At 63.1% G+C, this 19,737-nt stretch carries 16 protein-coding genes, 1 other RNA gene and 2 riboswitches; of the genes, 7 read left to right on the top strand and 10 right to left on the bottom strand.

Annotation, left to right across the window (positions count from 1 at the left end; all coding sequences use genetic code 11):
• Window positions 1–35: 35 nt before the first annotated feature.
• From tpx to BMX62_RS01245, 6 genes are all read right to left on the bottom strand, one after another.
• The gene (gene tpx, locus BMX62_RS01270) at window positions 36–536 is read right to left on the bottom strand and encodes a thiol peroxidase (RefSeq protein WP_090202827.1); all 501 of its coding nucleotides are present in this window, start codon (window positions 534–536) and stop codon (window positions 36–38) included.
• Between the two features lie 122 nt (window positions 537–658).
• On the bottom strand, window positions 659–2,026 hold the full coding sequence (gene gcvPA / locus BMX62_RS01265; RefSeq protein WP_090202824.1) for an aminomethyl-transferring glycine dehydrogenase subunit GcvPA: 1,368 nt from the start codon (window positions 2,024–2,026) through the stop codon (window positions 659–661).
• A 43-nt stretch (window positions 2,027–2,069) separates the two neighbouring features.
• Window positions 2,070–2,462, bottom strand: coding sequence for a glycine cleavage system protein GcvH (gene gcvH / locus BMX62_RS01260; protein WP_090202821.1), 393 nt, complete (start codon window positions 2,460–2,462; stop codon window positions 2,070–2,072).
• 69 nt (window positions 2,463–2,531) lie between these two features.
• Window positions 2,532–3,638 carry a glycine cleavage system aminomethyltransferase GcvT gene (gcvT, locus tag BMX62_RS01255; RefSeq protein WP_090202818.1) on the bottom strand — a complete coding sequence of 369 codons (1,107 nt, stop codon included), beginning with the start codon at window positions 3,636–3,638 and terminating at the stop codon, window positions 2,532–2,534.
• A 55-nt stretch (window positions 3,639–3,693) separates the two neighbouring features.
• Window positions 3,694–3,783, bottom strand: a riboswitch (glycine riboswitch).
• Between the two features lies 1 nt (window position 3,784).
• A riboswitch (glycine riboswitch) is annotated at window positions 3,785–3,876 on the bottom strand.
• Window positions 3,877–3,907: 31 nt separating this feature from the next.
• Complete coding sequence (gene pepP, locus BMX62_RS01250) at window positions 3,908–5,245, bottom strand: Xaa-Pro aminopeptidase (RefSeq protein ID WP_090202813.1); 1,338 nt, start codon at window positions 5,243–5,245, stop codon at window positions 3,908–3,910.
• 32 nt (window positions 5,246–5,277) lie between these two features.
• Window positions 5,278–5,820, bottom strand: coding sequence for a UPF0149 family protein (locus BMX62_RS01245; RefSeq protein WP_090202809.1), 543 nt, complete (start codon window positions 5,818–5,820; stop codon window positions 5,278–5,280).
• Between the two features lie 153 nt (window positions 5,821–5,973).
• Between BMX62_RS01245 and BMX62_RS01240 the strand changes: the two genes are divergently transcribed.
• The 4 genes from BMX62_RS01240 to BMX62_RS01225 all read left to right on the top strand — a co-directional run bounded on the left by BMX62_RS01240 (window position 5,974) and on the right by BMX62_RS01225 (window position 7,422).
• On the top strand, window positions 5,974–6,204 hold the full coding sequence (locus tag BMX62_RS01240; RefSeq protein ID WP_090202806.1) for a TIGR02449 family protein: 231 nt from the start codon (window positions 5,974–5,976) through the stop codon (window positions 6,202–6,204).
• Window positions 6,204–6,509 carry a cell division protein ZapA gene (locus BMX62_RS01235; protein ID WP_090202803.1) on the top strand — a complete coding sequence of 102 codons (306 nt, stop codon included), beginning with the start codon at window positions 6,204–6,206 and terminating at the stop codon, window positions 6,507–6,509. Before BMX62_RS01240 ends, BMX62_RS01235 begins: the two co-directional genes overlap by 1 nt.
• A 40-nt stretch (window positions 6,510–6,549) precedes the next feature.
• Window positions 6,550–6,737, top strand: a non-coding RNA gene (gene ssrS, locus BMX62_RS01230) — 6S RNA.
• 13 nt (window positions 6,738–6,750) lie between these two features.
• Window positions 6,751–7,422: a 5-formyltetrahydrofolate cyclo-ligase gene (locus tag BMX62_RS01225; protein ID WP_090203106.1), complete on the top strand. Its 672-nt coding sequence runs from the start codon at window positions 6,751–6,753 to the stop codon at window positions 7,420–7,422.
• Here BMX62_RS01225 and ilvA read toward each other — a convergent pair.
• Window positions 7,419–8,936 (bottom strand): threonine ammonia-lyase, biosynthetic, encoded by a 1,518-nt coding sequence (ilvA, locus tag BMX62_RS01220; protein ID WP_090203103.1) that lies wholly within the window; start codon window positions 8,934–8,936, stop codon window positions 7,419–7,421. The two genes, BMX62_RS01225 and ilvA, sit on opposite strands and share 4 nt — an antisense overlap.
• Before the next feature lie 172 nt (window positions 8,937–9,108).
• On the opposite strand from ilvA, the gene rpiA reads away from it, so the two are divergent.
• Entirely contained in the window at window positions 9,109–9,768 is a 660-nt protein-coding gene (gene rpiA / locus BMX62_RS01215; protein ID WP_008931144.1) for a ribose-5-phosphate isomerase RpiA, read from the top strand.
• A gap of 61 nt (window positions 9,769–9,829) precedes the next feature.
• On the opposite strand, the gene BMX62_RS01210 is transcribed toward rpiA, so the two are convergent.
• Both BMX62_RS01210 and rhlB read right to left on the bottom strand, forming a co-directional pair.
• On the bottom strand, window positions 9,830–13,672 hold the full coding sequence (locus tag BMX62_RS01210) for a DUF3683 domain-containing protein (protein WP_090202800.1): 3,843 nt from the start codon (window positions 13,670–13,672) through the stop codon (window positions 9,830–9,832).
• Window positions 13,673–13,744: 72 nt separating this feature from the next.
• Window positions 13,745–15,046 carry an ATP-dependent RNA helicase RhlB gene (rhlB, locus tag BMX62_RS01205; protein WP_090202797.1) on the bottom strand — a complete coding sequence of 434 codons (1,302 nt, stop codon included), beginning with the start codon at window positions 15,044–15,046 and terminating at the stop codon, window positions 13,745–13,747.
• Between the two features lie 131 nt (window positions 15,047–15,177).
• On the opposite strand from rhlB, the gene trxA reads away from it, so the two are divergent.
• Window positions 15,178–15,504: a thioredoxin TrxA gene (trxA, locus tag BMX62_RS01200; protein WP_090202795.1), complete on the top strand. Its 327-nt coding sequence runs from the start codon at window positions 15,178–15,180 to the stop codon at window positions 15,502–15,504.
• A 209-nt stretch (window positions 15,505–15,713) separates the two neighbouring features.
• Window positions 15,714–18,185, top strand: a complete 2,472-nt coding sequence (locus BMX62_RS01195) for a glycogen/starch/alpha-glucan phosphorylase (protein ID WP_090202792.1) — start codon at window positions 15,714–15,716, stop codon at window positions 18,183–18,185.
• A gap of 135 nt (window positions 18,186–18,320) precedes the next feature.
• Here BMX62_RS01195 and rho read toward each other — a convergent pair whose 3' ends face one another.
• The gene (gene rho, locus BMX62_RS01190) at window positions 18,321–19,580 is read right to left on the bottom strand and encodes a transcription termination factor Rho (protein WP_090202789.1); all 1,260 of its coding nucleotides are present in this window, start codon (window positions 19,578–19,580) and stop codon (window positions 18,321–18,323) included.
• Window positions 19,581–19,737 lie beyond the last annotated feature (157 nt).

Below are 19,737 nucleotides of genomic sequence, written 5' to 3'. Positions count from 1 at the left end.
ACCGGGAGAGGGGCCGGGTAAAGGTTGGATGGATATCAGCCCAGTTTTGCGTAGGCCGCGTCGTAATCCGGCTCCTGGGTGATCTCGGGCACCAGCTCGGCGTGGACCACCTGATCCTGGGCATCCAGCACCAGCAAGGCCCGGGCGGTGATGCCCGCCAGGGGACCGTCCACGATCAGCACGCCGTAGTCCCTGGCAAAGTCCTGGGAACGCATCGTGGACAGGGTCTTCACCTTGTCCACATTCTCGGCACCGCAGAAACGGCCCTGGGCAAAGGGCAGGTCCGCGGAGACCACCAGCACCACCACATCGTCCCGACCGGCCACCCAGTCATTGAACTTCTTGGTGGACAGGGCGCAGACCCCGGTATCCAGACTGGGGACCATGTACAGAATCTTCTTCTTGCCGCCAAAGTCGCTCAGCTTGACGTCACTGAGCCCATTGTCCACCAGGGTGAACCCAGGGGCGGTGGCGCCCACCTTGGGCAGGTCACCGCAGGTATGGATGGGATTGCCTTGCAGGGTGATTTGGGTCATCGTTTCGACTCCTCGTGCTGGTTGGTGACATGACGGCATTCCCGCCTTCGCGGGAATGCTTGAAAACCTCTGGAGTTTACCTGTCCGACAGGGACATCCGGTACTTCCGGGTCAACCGCAAATCAGCCCGCCAGGTCCGCCCGGGCCTGCTCCAGCACCGCCACATAGCGATCCAGGTCGGCTGCAGTCTTGGTCTCGGTGACACAGACCAAAATGGCATCGGACAGTTCAGGATAGTCCCCCCCAAGGGCATGACCACCGAGCACGCCGGCCGCCGCCATGCGCGCCAGCAGGGCCTCGCCGTCCACGCCCACCCGCAACACGAACTCGTGGAAACGCTCGTCGGTGAAGGGGATTTCAAAGCCCCGCGCCCGGAGCCGGGCCACCAGCGACCCACATCCCTCGACGCAGGCCCCGGCCACCCGCTCCAGCCCTTCCGGACCCAGCAGGGCCATGTGGATGGTGGCGGCGGTCACCACCAGTCCCTGGTTGGTGCAGATGTTGGAAGTGGCCTTGGAACGGCGGATATGCTGTTCACGGGCCTGGAGGGTGAGCACGAAACCAGGGCGGCCGTCCGCGTCCACGGTGCGGCCGACAATACGACCGGGCATCTGGCGCACGTGCTCCTTGCGGCAGCATAAGAAGCCAAAATAAGGCCCGCCGGAGGACAGGGGCGCCCCCAGGGGCTGACCATCCCCCACCACCATGTCCACCCCCTGCTGCCCCCACTGCCCCGGCGGGGTGAGCAGGGCCAGACTGACGGGATTGACCACGCCGATGGCCTGGGCACCGTTGGCATGGGCCCAGTCGGTGAGGGCATCCACCTCTTCCAGCACACCGAAGAAGTTGGGCTGGGGAATCACCAGGGCGGTGATGTCCTCACCGGCAAAGACCGCCAGGGCCGCCGGGTCGACCCGACCGGTGGCCGGATCAAACGGGACATCCACGATCTCGATGCCCTGACTGGCCACGATGCTACGGGTCACGCTGCGGTAGGCCGGGTGCACCGTCAAGGGCATGAGCACCCGCTGGCTCTTGGAGCGGCGGTTGGCCCGCACCGCCATGAGCACCGCCTCGGACAGGGCGGAGGCACCGTCATACAGGGAGGCGTTGGAAATGGGCAGCCCCGTCAGGCCGGCCATCATGGACTGATATTCGTAGATGACCTGCAGGGTGCCCTGGCTGGCCTCGGCCTGGTAGGGGGTGTAGGCACTGTAGAACTCGCCCCGGGTGACGATCTGCCAGACCGCCGCCGGAATGTGATGTTCGTAGGCACCGGCGCCGATGAAGTTGAGACCCATCACATCCTGGGCGGCCCGCGCCTCCATGAGCCGGGTGATCTCCATCTCGCCGACGGCCGGCGGGATGGCGTTGAGTCCATCCACCCGCAGGGCGGCGGGGATCTCGTCGAACAGGGTCTCGATGCTGTCGGCACCGATGGCCGCCAGCATCTCGCGCACGTCGGTGTCGGTATGGGGAATGAAGGGCATGGGGATTCCGCTGCGGTCTAGGTGGAGGGGATCAGGGCCGGGATCAGCCTTCCGCTTCCAGGTGGGCGGCGTAGGCGTCGGCGTCCATGAGGGCTTCCACCGCAGCGGCATCGGCGGGCTTGACGCGGAACAGCCAGCCGTCGCCGTAGGCATCGCCATTGACCAGTTCGGGGCTGTCGGCCAGTTGTTCATTGACGGCCACCACTTCACCGGCAACGGGGGCGTAGACGTCGGAAGCGGCCTTGACGGACTCCACCACGGCACAGGCACCGCCGGCATCCAGGTGGGCACCCACTTCCGGGGTTTCCACGAACACCAGATCACCCAGCAGTGCCTGGGCATGGTCGGAGATGCCGATGGTGAGGGTGCCGTCGGCTTCCTTGCGGACCCACTCGTGGGACGGGGCGTATCTGAGTTCTGCGGGGATGTGGCTCATGGGGACTCCTGATGAAGGGTTCGGGGGTTTGGAAAAATTGGGTTCGGGTTCGACGGAACACCGTCGGGATCAAAGATCGATCAGGGCCTTGCCGTGGCGCACGAACGGCGGCTTGACCACCTTCGCCGGGACCAGCTTGCCACGGATGTCCACCGTCACCCGCTCGCCGGCATCCGCCGGAACCCGAGCCAGGGCGATGGACACCCCCAGGGTGGGGGAAAAGCTGCCGCTGGTGGTCTCGCCCTGCCCGGCCTCGCCGGCGCTGACGCTCATGTGGCCACGGAGGACGCCCCGCCCTTCCAGCACCAGCCCCACCAGGCGCCGGTGCCCGCCGTCGGCCTGCTGCCGCTCCAGGGCCTGACGGCCGATGAAATCCCGGTCGGCGGGCGTCCAGGCCACGGTCCAGCCCAGGCCGGACTCCAGGGGAGTGATCTGCTCGTCCATGTCGGTGCCGTAGAGATTCATGCCGGCTTCCAGGCGCAGGGTATCCCGGGCGCCCAGACCGATGGGACGCACACCGGCCGCGGCCAGGGCCTGCCAGAAGCTCGGGGTGGCGGTCGCGGGCAGGATGACTTCAAAGCCGTCCTCGCCGGTGTAGCCGGTCCGGGCCACGAACCAGTCCCCGTCTTCCGTGGCGGTAAAGGGGGTCAGGGCCTCGGCCGGCGCCCGCAGGGACTCGGGCAGCAGGGGCAGGCACAGATCCCGGGCCGCCGGTCCCTGCACGGCGATCATGTCCAGATCGTCCCGCTCGCGGATCGCCACCGGGGCCAGGGTGCCGGAGAGCCTGGCGGCCACGTCGCGCATCCAGGCCAGGTCCTTGTCCCGGGTGGCGGCATTGACCACCACCCGGTAGCCGTCGGCGCGACGATAGGTGATGAGATCGTCCAGCACGCCCCCTTCCGGATTGAGCATGCAGCTGTAGAGGGCGCGTCCGGCGGCCTTGAGCTTGTCCACGTCATTGGCCAGCAGGTGGCGCAGGTAATCCCGGGCACCGGGGCCGTCCACGTCGACCACGGTCATGTGGGAGACATCGAACATGCCGGCCTGGCGGCGCACGGCGTGATGCTCGTCGATCTGGGAACCGTAGTGAACGGGCATGGACCAGCCGGCAAAATCCACCATGCGGGCACCGGCGGCCTCGTGGGTGGCGTGCAATGTGGTGCGGCGTAATGTCATCGTCGACTCCCGGTAAAAATGAAAAAGGGGCGGCCGACACCCTGTTTTGGGTATCGGCCGCCCCTCTGTCCTGAAACCTGAGAGATTACATCCGTGGCGGATGATCCCCTTCGGTGGGTCTGTCGGACCACTCTCCAGAGTCGATATCGGGCAGCGCGGTCCTTTTGCCTGAGCGTTTCCGGGCGGAAGTTGCGCCTTCGGCGCCTCCGGTGAGGGAGGTCTCTCCCACGCTGCCGAGGATGCCGGGGGCATCCCTATCAAGAGGTGGACTATACCCCAGGTACACCGAAACCGGAACCGTCTTTGGAGGCCGCGCCCACCAGCGCCTGTATCTGGTCCACCCCTTTGGGGCAATCCGCCGTGAGTATCTGATGCCCGGTGCGGGTCACCGCCACATCATCCTCGATGCGAATGCCGATGTTGCGCAACGGCTTGGGTACATCCTTCTCCGTGGCCGACAGGTACAGGCCCGGCTCAATGGTCAGCACCATGCCCGGTTCCAGCAGGCGCCAGGCGTCTCCCACCTTGTAGTCCCCCACGTCATGCACGTCCAGCCCCAACCAGTGGCCAGTACGGTGCATGTAGAAACGACGATAGGCCCCCGCCTTGATCAGCCGGGAAGGACGCCCCTTGAGCAGCCCCAGATGCACCAGCCCCTTGGTGAGCACCTTGACCGCCGCAATATGGGGATCGTCCCAGTGATTGCCGGGGACCACCTGGGCGATGGCCGCTGCCTGGGCCTCCAGTACCACCTCGTAGACCTGACGCTGGTGCTCGGTGAAGCGTCCATTCACCGGAAAGGTGCGGGTGATGTCCGCCGCATAACCCTGGCACTCACAACCGGCATCAATCAATACCAGGTCGCCATCCCGAAGCTGCTGGTTATTTTCGGTGTAATGCAGGATACAGCCATTGGCCCCACCTCCCACAATGGACCCGTAGGCGGGTTCGGTCCCCATTCGACGGAACTCGTAAAGCAGTTCGGCTTCCAGTTGGTACTCCCACATCCCCGGCTGGCAGGCCGCCATGGCCCGTTGATGGGCATGACTGGTGATCAGGGCGGCGCTGTTCATGAGCTTCATTTCAGCAGATGACTTGAACAGGCGCATGTCGTGGAGCAGATACTCCAGGGACACGAATTCATGGGGTGGATGGACGCCGCTGCGGGTGCGTTCCCGGATACCGTTGATCCAGCCGATCAACCGCTGATCAAATTCCGGGTGTCGTCCCAGGCTGGCATAGACCCGCTTGCGATTCTCCAGCAGGCCCGGCAGGATGTCGCCGATGTCCGCGATGGGAAAGGAATCATCCGCCCCAAACCGTTCCACCGCCCCTTCCTGTCCAGCCCGGCGACCATGCCAGGTCTCCTTTTCCTGGTCCCGTTCCCGGCAGAACAGAATGTACTCCCCCTGGGGACGGCCAGGCACCAGCACCGCCACCGCCTCCGGCTCGGTAAAGCCGGTGAGGTAGAGAAAATCGCTGTCCTGACGGTAGGGGTATTCCACATCATGATTGCGCACCCGGACCGGTGCGGCGGGGATGACGGCGATGCCACCCTCCCCCATGGCACCCATGAGCTGGCGACGGCGACGGGCGAATTCTTTCATGGCGTTTTGGGTTCCAGGTCATCAACAGGGGGTCAATGCAGGCGGGAGGGGCCCTTGAGGGGCTGCAGTTCCTCGCTCACCAGCAGCACCCCCACCCGCACGTATTCCAGGATCTCCACATAGGCGGTCTCGCTGGCCTCGTCGTCGTCCACCTGGAAACCGGCACCAGCAATTTCCCCAAGATCCTTGAGAATTTCCGCCGAATCGGCGGGCAGTTGGGTCGGATCGGTGATACCGACCACCGTCAGGCCATGGAGGAAACCCTGGCACCACTGTCCCAGGGCGTCCACCCGGATGGAAAGGGCATCATCCTCATCCGGCAACAGCATCTGGAACCCCAGCAGGGCATCGGCCAGCTGGGTGCGGGTTTGGGCAAACAGTTCAGCCAGCAGACGCCGGGCCTCCCCCTCAGCAGGCGGCCCATCGGGTCCGGGAAACACCTCCTGCAACCACTGCATCTCGCCAGACCCCAGATTGGCACTGAGCTGGCCACAGAGGATGCCATGGACCTCGGCGGCATCGGCAACAACGCCGGCTTCGTGCAGAATATCCTGCAAAACCTGATAATCGGACATATCGAAAAAGGAACTCCATCGGTCGCGGCGGAACAGCGGGCAACCGGGCCAACCAGGCCCAGGCAGTCCAGTCTAACAAGCCCGGACCATGACGGCACCACGCCCATCATCATCTTGGTTGACGACCTCGAAATGGAGTCCTAGTATTGAGCCATGACCTACGACCCTCACCATGCCCCGGCAGATGCTATTTTGAGGAACCTGGAATTCAAGGTGGAAGCCCTGTTGCGTGTCTGTCAGTTGCAGCGAGAGGAAAATCATCGGCTACGCCGTCAGAATGAATTGCTGCTGGCAGAGCGGGCCCAACTCTCGGAACGCAGTGAGCGGGCACGAATCAAGGTGGAGTCGATGATCCATCGACTCAAATCCATGGAGCAGGCCTGATGAGCAACCCACGCTCTGAGCCGGTGACGGTTCAGATTCTGGGCAAGGAATACCGGGTGGCCTGCCCTGAAGATGAACACAGTGCGCTGATTGCTTCGGCCAGCCTGCTGGATCGACGGATGAAGGAAATCCGCGACGGTGGTAAAGTGGTGGGGGGTGATCGGATCGCCGTGATGGCGGCCCTGAACATTGCCCATGAATTGCTGCTTCTGAAACGGCAAAATGCCGTGCTGGACCAGCGGATGCGCGACCTGCAGGAACGGGTCGACCTGGCCCTGCAGCAGGAACGGCAGACAGATTCTTGATCAGACGATCCCTGAACGGATCCTGGTTTTTACGGTTTGGGCACCTCTGAGGTGTGCGTGAGCGGCTGGGTAATATCCTTGAGCCTAATCAACTACCCCGGGAGCCGCACTGCGATGTCTTTTTGTGCATGTCCGCCCCGCAGCGGAAAGCCTGTAGACATGGCGTCGGCCCCCACTTGAGCCTCTGGTTCAAGGTCGAAAGCTCGCCACGGCACTCTTGGAGCGTGCCCTCTTTATTTCCATGACACGCGCCGACCTTCGCAGACAGCTTCGCGCCCGGCGTCTGGCGCTCTCTTATGCCGAACGGGCACGGCATGCCCGTGCCATGGCCCGGCACCTGATCCACCACCCCCTGTTTACTGCGGCCCGGCGCATCGCCGTCTATCTGCCCGACCGGGGCGAGGCCGACCCCGGCCCGCTGGTGCGGGCCGCCCGCGCCGCCGGCAAGGATCTCTATCTGCCGGTGCTGGCACCGATTCACCCCCGGCGGCTCTGGTTCGTGGCCTGGGAACCCCATACGCCCCTGATCCCCAATCGCTTCGGCATTCCCGAACCCCCCGTTCGCCGCCGCCGCTGCCTGCCGGTTCGTCATCTGGATCTGGTGATCACGCCTCTGGTGGGGTTTGATCGCCGGGGAAACCGGCTGGGCATGGGGGGCGGTTTTTATGACACCACCTTTAGCCATCTCAACCGCCACCGCCACTGGCGCCGCCCCCATCTGGTAGGCATGGCCTATGCTTTTCAGGAAGTGCCCACCCTGCCCCATGAACCCTGGGACGTGCCCCTGCATGGGGTGGTGACCGAACAGGGCCTGATCACCTGCCGGCCCCACCCCGCATTGGACACCCAGGATTGCCCATGTCCTACCCATGGCCCGGTCAACCTGTGTCCCTGGGCCAACACCCCGGATTAACCCAGAAACAGTCGGTAGACCGGGTTGTCGGTCTCCTCCCAGTGGACATAGCCCAGTGCCCTGAGAAATTCCTCCAGCCGGGCCTTGTCCTGGCCCGGCACCTGCATCCCCACCAGCACCCGGCCATAGGCGGCGCCATGGTTACGGTAATGGAACAGACTGATGTTCCAGTCCTGCCCCATGTGGGCGAGGAAGTTCATCAGCGCCCCCGGACGCTCGGGAAACTCGAAGCGGTAGACGATCTCGTCCCCTGCCCGGGCCGAGTGCCCGCCCACCATGTGGCGCAGATGGACCTTGGCTACCTCGTTGTCACTCAGGTCCTCGATGGGGTAGCCCTTGTCCCGCAGATCCTGCAGCAAGGTCCGGCGTTCCGTCTCGCCGCCGCTGAGCTGGACCCCGACGAAAATATGGGCCTGCTCGGTATCCCCGTAGCGGTAGTTGAACTCGGTGATACCGCGCTTGCCGATGGCCTTGCAAAAGGCCCGGAAACTGCCCGGCCGCTCCGGAATGGTGGCGGCAAACAGGGCTTCCCGCTGTTCCCCCAGTTCGGCCCGTTCGGTCACGTGACGCAGACGATCGAAGTTGATGTTGGCACCGCTGAGCACCCCGGCCAGACAGGCGTCCTTGAGCCCTTCCCGTTCCACGTATTTCTTGATGCCCGCGATGGCCAGGGCACCGGCCGGCTCGGCCATCACCCGGGTATCATCGAAGATGTCCTTGATGGCGGCACAGATCTCGTCGGTGGACACCAGCAGCATCTCGTCCACATGGTCCCGGGCTAGGCGATAGTTCTCCTCACCCGCCTGACGCACGGCCACCCCGTCGGCGAAGATGCCCACCTGGTCCAGTATCACCCGCTGCTGTTTTTCCAGGGCCTGCTGCATGCAGGGCGCATCGTAGGGTTCCACCCCGATCACCCGGATATCGGGGCGCAGGGCCTTGATATAGGCCGCCATGCCGGCGATCAGGCCGCCGCCACCCACGCTGACGAACACCGCCTCCAGGGGGTCGGGATGCTGACGCAGCAGTTCCATGGCGATGGTGCCCTGGCCGGCGATCACATCGGGATCATCGAAGGGATGGACGAAGGTGTAGCCGTGCTTCTCGATCAGCTCCAGGGCATGGGCATAGGCATCGTCGTAGGAATCCCCGTGGAGGATGGCCTTGGCCCCCAGGGCGCGGACCGAGTCCACCTTGATGGCGGGGGTGGTGGCGGGCATGACGATCACCGCCTTGATGCCCAGGGTCCTGGCCGACAGGGCCACCCCCTGGGCATGGTTGCCGGCGGAGGCGGCGATGACCCCCTTGCGGCGGGCTTCCTCGGACAACTGGACGATCTTGTTATGGGCGCCGCGCAACTTGAAGGAGAAGACCGGTTGCAGGTCCTCGCGCTTGAGCAGGATGCGGTTGCCCAGGCGCCGGGAGAGCGTGGGCATCAGGTCCAGTGGGGTTTCCCGCGCCACGTCGTAGACCCGGGCGGTGAGTATCTTCTGCAGGTAGGGATAGGCTGACATCATCTGAAGATACAGGGGCAAGTCCATCCCCGGCAAGATGCATGCCTTGCAGTGGGTTTTACAGCCTCAAGGACCGCTCCCCGGGGAGTGGTTCTCGCGCCATGACCCTGGCAGACGTGCGACACCGCCTGTCTCATGTAGAATCCCCCCCGACAACCAAGGAGGCATCCTCATGAGCAATCAAGATCAGATGAAGAAGGCCGCCGCCGAAGCGGCCCTGGAATACGTGGAAGACGGCATGGTCGTCGGCATCGGCACCGGCTCCACCGCCAATCATTTCATCGACCTGCTGGCGAAGATGAAGGGCCGCATCGACGGCACCGTGGCCTCCTCCGAGGCCAGCGCCGAGCGCCTGCGCGGTCACGGCATCCCGGTGCTGGACCTGAACGCCGTCGGCCCCATTCCCCTGTACGTGGACGGCGCCGACGAGGCCACCCGGCACCTGCACCTGATCAAGGGGGGCGGCGGCGCCCTCACCCGGGAAAAGATCGTGGCGGCCGCCAGCGAGCGTTTCGTCTGCATCGCCGACGATTCCAAACTGGTGAACGTGCTGGGCACCTTCCCCCTGCCGGTGGAGGTCATTCCCATGGCCCGCAGCCACGTGGGCCGGGCCATGCTCAAGCTGGGCGGGCAACCGGAACTGCGTCACGGCTTCACCACCGACAACGGCAACCTGATCCTGGATGTGTTCAACCTGGACATGACCGATCCGGTGGCCCTGGAGACGGAGATCAACCAGATTGCCGGCGTGGTCACCGTGGGCATCTTTGCCCGGCGCCCGGCGGATGTGCTGATTCTGGGCGGCAAGGACGGGGTGAAGACCCTGACCTGAGGGGGGTTCCGTTTTCCCCTCACCCCAACCCCTCTCCCGCAAGGGGAGAGGGGCTTTTTTGTCAGAGCAGTACCTTCTCGATACCCCCGCTGCGGGCCTGCTCGATGAAGCGGGCCTGCCACTGCTCTCCCAGCAGGGCATTGGCCATCTCCACCACGATATAGTCCACCTCCGTCCCGGTATCTTCCCGGTAGCGGGACAACCCCTGCTGACAGGCCGGGCAGGACGTCAGCAACTTCACATTGCCGCCGGCGGCCACCGGCGCGCCGGTCAGCGACGTGATGCCCTTGTGGATTTCCTCCTGCTTGCGGAACCGCACCTGGGTGGCCACATCCGGGCGACTCACCGCAAAGGTCCCCGCCTCGCCGCAGCAGCGGTCCGACAGGGTCACCGGCCGGCCCAGCAGATTCCCCGCCACCTGCAGCGGCGCGTGGGTCTTCATGGGGGAATGGCAGGGATCGTGATACAGGTATTCCACCCCCGGCGCGGCCTCCAGCGTCACCCCCTTCTCCATCAGATACTCATGGATGTCCAGCAACCGACAACCGGGGAAGATGCGCTCGAACTCGTATTTCAGCAACTGATCCATGCAGGTGCCGCAGGACACCACCACCGTCTTGATGTCCAGATAGTTCAGGGTGTTGGCCACCCGATGGAACAGTACCCGATTCTCGGTGGTGATCGCCCTGCCCTTGGCCTCCTCGCCGGCGGATTCCTGGGGGTAGCCGCAGCACAGATACCCCGGCGGCAGCACTGTCTGGGCACCAGCACGGTAGAGCATGGCCAGGGTCGCCAGACTCAACTGGCTGAACAGACGCTCCGAACCGCAACCGGGGAAATAGAACACCGCCTCGCCCTGCTCCGGCGCCACCGCCGGATCCCGCAGGATGGCCACGTGACTGGGGTCTTCCAGCCCCAGCATGGCCCGGGTGGTGCGCGAGGGCAGACCCGCCGGCAGGGGCTTTCTCACCATGTGGATGACCTGGGCGGGGATCGGTGCCGGTCCCGTGGTGGCGGCGGGCCGATGATCCTCCAACAGGCCCAGGCGCTGGAACATCCGGTGCCCCAGGCGCTGTCCGGCAAAGCCCCACTGGGCCAGGGCGGTGCGCATCAGCTTGATGGTGGCCGGGTCCTTGATGTTGAGGAAGGTCATGGAGACCTTGGCCGCCAGACTGGTCCGGCGCTGGCCTCTGGCCTTGAGGATGCGCCGCATGCGGGCCGTCACGTCACCAAAGTCGATGTTCACCGGACAGGGCTTGAGGCAGCGGTGACAGATGGTGCAGTGGTCCGCCACATCGTTGAGTTCATCGAAATGCCGCAGGGACAGGCCGCGACGGGTCTGCTCCTCGTAAAGAAACGCCTCGATGATCAGGCCCGTGGCCAGAATCTTGTTGCGGGGCGAGTACAGCAGGTTGGCCCTGGGCACATGGGTGGTGCAGACGGGCTTGCACTTGCCGCAGCGCAGGCAGTCGCGGATGTCGTCGTTGAGTGCCCCCAGTTCGCTCTGCTCCAGGATCAGGGCCTCCTCCTGCACCAGACGCAGGGAAGGGGTATAGGCCCGAGACAGCCCGGAGCCGGCCTGCAGCTTGCCCCGGTTGAAGCGGTCCATGGGGTCCACCCGGCGCTTGTAGTCGGCAAAGGCCTTGAGCTCCGGCTCCCCCAGATACTGAATCTTGGTCAGGCCGATGCCGTGCTCCCCGGAGATGACGCCGCCCAGCTCACGGGCCAGGGTCATCACCTGGTCCACGATATGCTCGGCCTCGTGCATCATGGCGTAGTCGTTGGAGTTGACCGGGATATTGGTGTGTACGTTGCCATCACCGGCATGCATGTGCAGGGCCACGAACAGGCGACTGGTGAGCACCCGGTCGTGGATGGCCTGGATGCTCCGGCGCACCGGTTCCAGGTCGCGGCCATCGAAGATTTCCCATAGCCGGGCCTCAATCTCCCGCCGGTAGGAGATCACCAGGCTGCGACGCAACAGCAGCTGGATCAGCCGGTCGCCGGGGCGGCGGTCCGCCCGGGACGGCGCGTCCAGCAGGTCGTCCACCGCCTGGGCATCATCCTCCAGATGATTCAAAACGGCCTGCCAGCGGTCCCGCACCTGGCGCACATGGTCTTCCGCAGTCCGGCGCAAGCCCTCAAACCAGCCCCGGGCCTCCTCGCTGCCCAGGGCCAGGGATTCCAGCAGTGCGCGGTGATCCTTGCCCAGGCAGGCCAGGATCTCGTCGGCCATGCGCAGCTTGTTGGTGAGGGACTGGTGGATGTTGATGCGCTCGATCCCCTCGCTGTACTCCGCCAGCCGGTCCAGGGGGATCACCACGTCCTCGTTGATCTTAAAGGCGTTGGTATGGGCGGCAATGGCGGCGGTCCGGCTGCGATCGGCCCAGAACCGCTGGCGGGCCTCGGGGCTTACGGCAATGAAGCCGTCGCCGTTGCGGGCATTGGCCAGACGCACCATCTTCGAGGCGGCCAGACCCACCGCCGCCTCGTCGTCACTGGCAATGTCCGCCAGAAGCACCATCTTGGGCCGCTCCCGTCGCGCCCCCTTGGGGGTATAGCCCACGGCGCGCACATAGCGCTCGTCCAGGTGTTCAAGCCCGGCCAGTTGCACCTTGGGATCGGCCTCCAGGGCGTCCTTGATCTCGACAATGGCGGGCACCGCCTGATGCAGATCGGTGCCGTAGAACTCCAGGCTGATGGTGCGCATGTGGGCCGCCATGCGATGAACCACAAACACGGCGGAGGTGATCAGGCCATCGCAGCCTTCCTTCTGAATCCCCGGCAGATCCTGCAGGCGCTTGTCGGTGACATCCTTGCCCAGCCCCGCCTTGCGGCAGACCTGGCCCGGAAAAGAGATGACCTGGGGTTCTCCGTCGGGGGTCACGCCGTCGGCCTGGAATCGGGTGATGCGAAAGCTCACGGTCTCCTGATCGTGGATCTTGCCCAGGTTGTGATTGAGGCGTTCCACCTCAATCCAGCGGGCCTCCGGGGTGACCATGCGCCAGGACACCAGATTGTCCAGGGCCGTGCCCCAGAGCACCGCCTTCTTGCCGCCGGCGTTCATGGCAATGTTGCCGCCAATGGTGCAGGCATCCTGGGAGGTGGGGTCCACGGCAAACACATGGGCGGCGCGCCCCGCGGCCTCGGACACCCGGCGGGTCACCACCCCGGCCTCGGCGCGGAGGGTGGCCACGGGGCCTTCCACCCCGGGCAGTTCCACGAACTCCACCTCGCTCAAGGCTTCGAGCTTTTCCGTGTTGATGACCGCGGCATCGGCGGTCAGGGGCACGGCGCCGCCGTTGTAGCCGGTGCCGCCCCCCCGGGGAATGACGGTCAGACCCAGTTCGAAGCAGGTCTGGATGACCCCGGCCATCTCCGCCTCGGAATCCGGGGTGATGACCACGAAGGGCAGTTCCACGCGCCAGTCGGTGGCGTCGGTGACATGGGAGACCCGGGCCAGGCCGTCGAAGTGGATGTTGTCCTTGCGGGTGACCTTGCCCAGCAGGCGGCGGGCACGGGCGCGCAGGGCCTTTTGTTCCGGGAACCAGGCTTCGAAGCGTCGTACCGCCCGGCGGGCCTGTTCCGCCAAGTCCAGGGCCAGCTGATTGCCCTCGGCTCGGGCGATGATCTGGTCCACCCGGTGATCCAGGGCGTGGATCAGGGCGGTGAGTCGCTTCTGGTTGCCCAGCAGGTCATCCTGGATATAGGGGTTGCGGGTGACCACCCACATGTCCCCCAGCACCTCGAACAGCATCCGGGCGGAGACACCGGTGCGCCGGCGGGCGCGCAGTTCGTTGAGCACGTCCCACATGCCTTCGCCGAGGAAGCGGATGACGATCTCCCGGTCGGAGTAGGAGGTGTAGTTATAGGGGATTTCGCGGATGCGGGTACTTGCGGTCATGGCTGAGGGGTCACTGCGGGAGGGATACTCATTCTAGCACCTGTGACTGCTCCCCGCGCCCAACCGGCCCCGTCAGTTTTTCCCGGTGGGCTTGCGCCGTCTGCGACGCCGGGGTTTATCCCCATCAGCGGGAGGCCGACCCTTGCTCCGGTCACCCGAACCACCACGCTTGCGCTCGATCTTCGCCGGCGGCTGCACATGTTCAAGCAGCAGTTGGGGGTCCACTGCCTCGGAGGCGATCTTGAAGCCGATGTAGGATTCAATTTCCGGCAGATAAAAGGCCGAGTCCTCACAGGCAAAGCTGACGGCGTCCCCTTCTGCCCCGGCCCGGCCAGTACGGCCAATGCGATGCACATAGTCCTCGCCGGACTGAGGCAGATCAAAGTTGAACACATGGGATACATCAGGAATATGCAGCCCCCGGGCCGCCACATCCGTGGCCACCAGCACCTGAAACACGCTGGTCTCGAACTGGGCCAGTAACCGCTGGCGCTTGCGCTGGGGCACATCGCCGGACAACAAGGCCGTGGGAATGCCGTTGCCCTGGAGCCAGGCCGTAACCTTCTCCGCCATGTGCTTGGTATTGACAAACACCATGGAACGGTCCGGGTTTGAGCGTTTCATGATGCCCAGCAACAGGGGGATTTTTTCCTCGTTACCGGGGTAGTAAATCACCTGACGCACCCGTTCGGCGGTGACCTGCTCATCCTGGGTCTGCACCTTTACCGGGCTGTTCATATGCTCGTAGGCCAGTTCCATCACCCGCCAGGACAAGGTGGCAGAAAACAGCATGGACTGACGCTCGGTGGCAGGGGTCATGCGACGCAGCAGGAAACGTACATCCTTGATAAAGCCCAGATCGAACATGCGATCGGCCTCGTCGAGCACCAGCACCTGAGTCTGCCTGAGATCAAAGACCTTCTGCTTGAAGTAATCGATGATGCGTCCGGGGGTGCCGATGAGAATGTCCACCCCATCGGCCAGCTGCTTGCGCTGCTTGTCATAGTCGGTGCCCCCGTAGGCCAGCCCCAGGGTCAGGCCGGTATGGGCGCCCAGCACCAGGGCATCCTTGTGAATCTGGATGGCCAGTTCCCGGGTGGGGGCCAGGATCAAGGCCCGGACCTGATTGGGGCGGCGGTCTGTGGGCGCAGGATGGCGGATCAGATGGGTCAGCACAGTGATCAAAAAAGCGGCCGTCTTGCCAGTGCCGGTCTGGGCCTGGCCGGCCACATCCTTGCCCGTCAGGGCATGGGGCAGAGCCAGGGCCTGAATGGGGGTGCAATGGGAAAATCCGGCATCTTCCAGACCCTGACGTACCGGGGCAGGAAGATCGAGTCCTGAGAAATGGGTCGCGGAAAGATGTTCGTCCGTCATGGAGATGGGGCCTTGCCTCGCGGTATCATTGGAAGTGGTCGTCTGGAATACAATCCAGCGGCGCGTCGAACCCTCCGGGTCCAGGTACCTGGTGGTGCGATGCCAAACATTTTAACCGGAGGTCAATTGTAGTGAGTGAAAACATCACATGTGTCACGGACGCAAGCTTTGAAGAGGATGTGCTCAAGTCCGAGCAACCGGTCCTTGTGGATTACTGGGCGGAATGGTGCGGTCCCTGCAAGATGATCGCCCCCATTCTGGACGAAATTGCCATCGAATACAGTGGCAAACTCAAGGTGGCCAAGCTGAACATTGACGAAAATCCGGCCACCCCCCCCAAATTCGGTATCCGTGGCATTCCCACGCTGATGCTGTTCAAGGGGGGCAATGTGGAGGCCACCAAGGTGGGGGCCTTGTCCAAGTCCCAGCTGACGGCATTTATCGATCAGAACATCTGACGGGTTCCGCGCCGTCCGGTTCGTGCGTCAACTCCCCCCGACTGCAGTCGGGGGCTTGTGAGGGCGAAAGCCCTGCGTCACTGGTGCCCTTTACGGGGCAGAGCCTTGCGGCCCTGTGGGTGGAAGGCCCACATCCTTTCCTGTGGCTGCAAGACCGCGGCCGCAATTCCTCCCGCGATTGAAATCGCGGCTTTCCTGGCGGAGAGATTATGAAAACCCTGGAAATGGTCCACGAACAAGACCCTCAGCCCCTGCCCTGTGACAAGGATGCCCTCAAGGAGTCGATTCGTGATGCCCTGATCCATGCGGTCGGCAAGGATCCCCGCTCTGCGACCCATCGAGATTGGCTGCATGCGGTTTCCTATGCGGTCCGGGAGCGGATCATCGAACGACGCATGTATACCAAGCGCCTGTTCGATCAGGAGCAGGTCAAGCGGGTCTATTACCTGTCCATGGAGTATCTCATTGGCCGCATGCTGGTCAACAGCTTGATGAATCTGGGTTTTTATGAACCCTGCTGTGAGGCTCTGGAAGAGTTGGGCACCAATTTGCATGAAATCGTCGAAATGGAATCCGACGCTGCCCTGGGGAACGGGGGACTGGGTCGGCTGGCTGCCTGCATCCTGGATTCCATGGCCTCCCAATGTCTGCCGGGGTATGGGTATGGCATCCGCTACGAATTTGGCATGTTTCACCAGGGGATCGAACATGGCGAACAGGTGGAACACCCGGATAACTGGCTGCGCTATGGCAATCCCTGGGAATTTCCCCGCCCGGAAAAAATTTATCCGGTGCGTTTTTACGGCTATCTGGTGGAACACCGGGAACGGGGAGAACCCCGCTACCATTGGGAGGACGGTGAGGAAGTCATCGCCATGGCCTACGACTTCCCCACCCCAGGTTATGGCAACAAAAACGTCAACAACCTGCGTCTGTGGGCAGCCAAGGCCACCCGGGATTTCGATCTGGACTACTTCAACGAAGGCGATTACATCCGCGCCGTGCAGGAAAAGATCGAGTCGGAAACCATTTCCATGGTGCTCTACCCCAATGATGCCACGGCCATTGGTCGGGAACTGCGCCTGAAACAGGAATATTTTTTCGTCTCCGCCTCCATTCAGGACATCGTATTCCGGCATCTGGATCTGGGGCATGGGCTGGACAAGCTGCCGGAGATGGTGGCAATCCAGCTCAATGACACCCATCCGGCCATTGCCGTTGCCGAACTGATGCGCCTGCTGGTAGACACTCACGAACTGCCCTGGCGTCAGGCCTGGGCCATCACCCAGGGGGTGTTCTCCTACACCAACCACACCCTGATGCCCGAAGCGCTGGAAACCTGGCCGGTGGCATTGATGGAGCGGGTGTTACCCCGTCACATGCAGATCATCTACGACATCAATTTCCATTTCCTCAATGAGGTCCGTCACAATTTCCCCGGTGACAATGACATTGTCCGGCGCCTGTCCATCATCGACGAAAGCCAGGGCCGTCAGGTGCGTATGGCCCATCTGGCGGTGGTGGGCAGCCACATGGTCAATGGGGTGGCGGCCCTGCATACCGATCTGCTGAAAAAACACCTGTTCAACGATTTTTACCGGCTCTGGCCCAGCCGGTTTGTCAGCATCACCAACGGCATCACGCCCCGGCTCTGGCTCAATCAGGCCAACCCCGATCTGGCGGCCTTGATCACCCGGCATATTGGTGATGACTGGACCATGGATCTGAGCCAGTTGCAGCGATTGGAACCCCAGGTCAATGATGCCCAATTCCGGGAAGGATTTGCCCAGGTCAAGCGTCGTAACAAGGAACATCTGGCGGCTTTGGTGAAACAGCACATGGGGATCACCATCAGCCCGGATGCCTTGTTTGACGTGCAGATCAAGCGCATTCACGAGTACAAGCGCCAACTGCTGAATGTGTTGCATGTGATCACCTGCTACAACCGGGTCCGGGATGGTCGGGCCAAGGAACAGGTGCCCAGGGTGACCCTGTTTGCCGGCAAGGCGGCGCCATCCTATGTGCGGGCCAAGCAGATTATCCGCCTGATCAATGATGTGGCGGATGTGGTCAACCATGATCCGGCCAATGACAAGCAGCAGGTGATTTTCATTCCCAATTATGATGTCAGCACGGCAGCGGTCATCATTCCGGCGGCAGACCTGTCAGAGCAAATTTCCACTGCCGGTACCGAGGCCTCCGGCACGGGCAACATGAAGCTGGCCCTGAATGGCGCCCTGACCATTGGCACCCTGGACGGGGCCAATATCGAGATTCGCGAGGCGGTAGGTGAGGACAATATTTTCATTTTTGGCATGAATGCCGATGCGGTGGCGCAGCTCAAGCGTGACGGGTATCGGCCCTGGGATTTTTATGCCGCCAATGAGGAGTTGCGTCGGGCTTTGGACATGATCCGGGATGGTTTCTTCTCGCCCCAGGAGCCGGGACGTTATCACGACCTGATCCATCACCTGCTCACCGAGGATCAGTACATGGTGCTGGCCGACTATGAGGATTATGTTCGGGCCCATGAAGCTGTAGATGCCCTGTACCGAAATCAGGAGGCCTGGTTGCGCAAGGCGATGTTGAACACGGCGCGGATGGGGTATTTTTCCATCGACCGCACGGTGATGCAGTATGCCCGTGAAGTCTGGGGTATTTCCCCGGAAGGGTGGGTGTGAGGTCTGAGGGGGGGCGCTGCCCCCCCCGCTTGCGCGGGGATGCGATGGTAGGTCCGCGAAAGCGGGAGTCCAGAGCGGGCCGCCCAGGAAAGCACGGAAGGTAGCAACAGCCGGCAACAGCCCTGAAGTGCAGCTTCAGCTGCGCTTCATCATGTCGAAGAATTCGTTGTTGGTCTTGGTGGACTGCAATCGACCCAACAGAAAATCCATCGCTTCCAGCTCGTCCATCGGGTGCAGGAACTTGCGCAGGATCCACAGCTTCTGCAACTCTTCCGGATCGGTGAGCAGTTCTTCCCGGCGGGTACCGGAGCGGTTGATGTTGATGGCCGGGTAAACCCGCTTCTCGGCAATCCGGCGGTCCAGATGGACTTCCATGTTGCCGGTGCCCTTGAACTCTTCGTAGATCACTTCGTCCATCTTGGAGCCAGTATCAATCAGGGCGGTGGCCAGGATGGTCAGACTGCCCCCTTCCTCGATGTTGCGGGCGGCACCAAAGAAACGCTTGGGACGATGCAGGGCATTGGCATCCACACCCCCGGTGAGCACCTTGCCGGAGGACGGCACCACGGTGTTGTAGGCCCGGGCCAGACGGGTGATGGAATCCAGCAGGATCACCACATCCCGCTTGTGCTCCACCAGACGCTTGGCCTTCTCGATCACCATTTCGGCCACCTGCACATGGCGGCTGGCCGGCTCATCGAAGGTGGAGGACACCACTTCACCCTGCACCATGCGGGACATCTCCGTCACTTCCTCGGGACGTTCGTCGATCAGCAGGACAATGAGATAGCATTCAGGATGGTTGGTGGTGATGCTCTGGGCAATGTTCTGCAGCATCAGGGTCTTGCCGGCCTTGGGCGGGGAGACGATCAGACCCCGCTGACCCTTGCCGAAGGGCGCCACGATGTCGATGACCCGGGCGGTGATGTCTTCAGTGGACCCATTACCCCGCTCCATGCGCATCCGTTGGGAGGCGTGCAGCGGCGTGAGATTCTCGAACAGCACCTTGTGCTTGGCCGCTTCCGGTGGCTCGAAGTTGATCCTGTCCACCTTGAGCAGGGCAAAATAACGCTCGCCTTCCTTGGGTGGGCGAATCTTGCCGGAAATGGTATCGCCAGTGCGCAGGCTGAAACGGCGGATCTGGCTGGGGGAAACATAGATGTCATCCGGTCCGGCCAGGTAGGAACTGTCTGCCCCCCGCAAAAACCCGAAACCATCCTGCAGGATTTCCAGCACCCCATCACCGAAAATATCCTCGCCACTTTTGGCGTGGGATTTGAGAATGGCAAAGATGATGTCTTGTTTTCGTGCCCGCGCCATCCCTTCAAGTTCCATGGACTGCGCGAGTTCTACCAGCTCGGAGGCCGATTTACGCTTGAGTTCAGTGAGGTTCATATCGAGGTTCGGAGGCGGGATGATCGGTGAAAGTCTTCGGGCCGGACAGGCCGAGCCGCAAGACATGGTCCAGGGACACCAGTTTCGGATTGGGTCGGATCTGATCTGAATTCGAGAAGGGACACCACCCGGGCGGGCGGACAACAAGACAATGGGT

Origin of the sequence: Ectothiorhodospira magna (assembly GCF_900110965.1) — a bacterium.
Taxonomy (GTDB): Bacteria; Pseudomonadota; Gammaproteobacteria; order Ectothiorhodospirales; family Ectothiorhodospiraceae; genus Ectothiorhodospira; species Ectothiorhodospira magna.
This window is presented reverse-complemented; position numbering and strand designations above follow the sequence as displayed.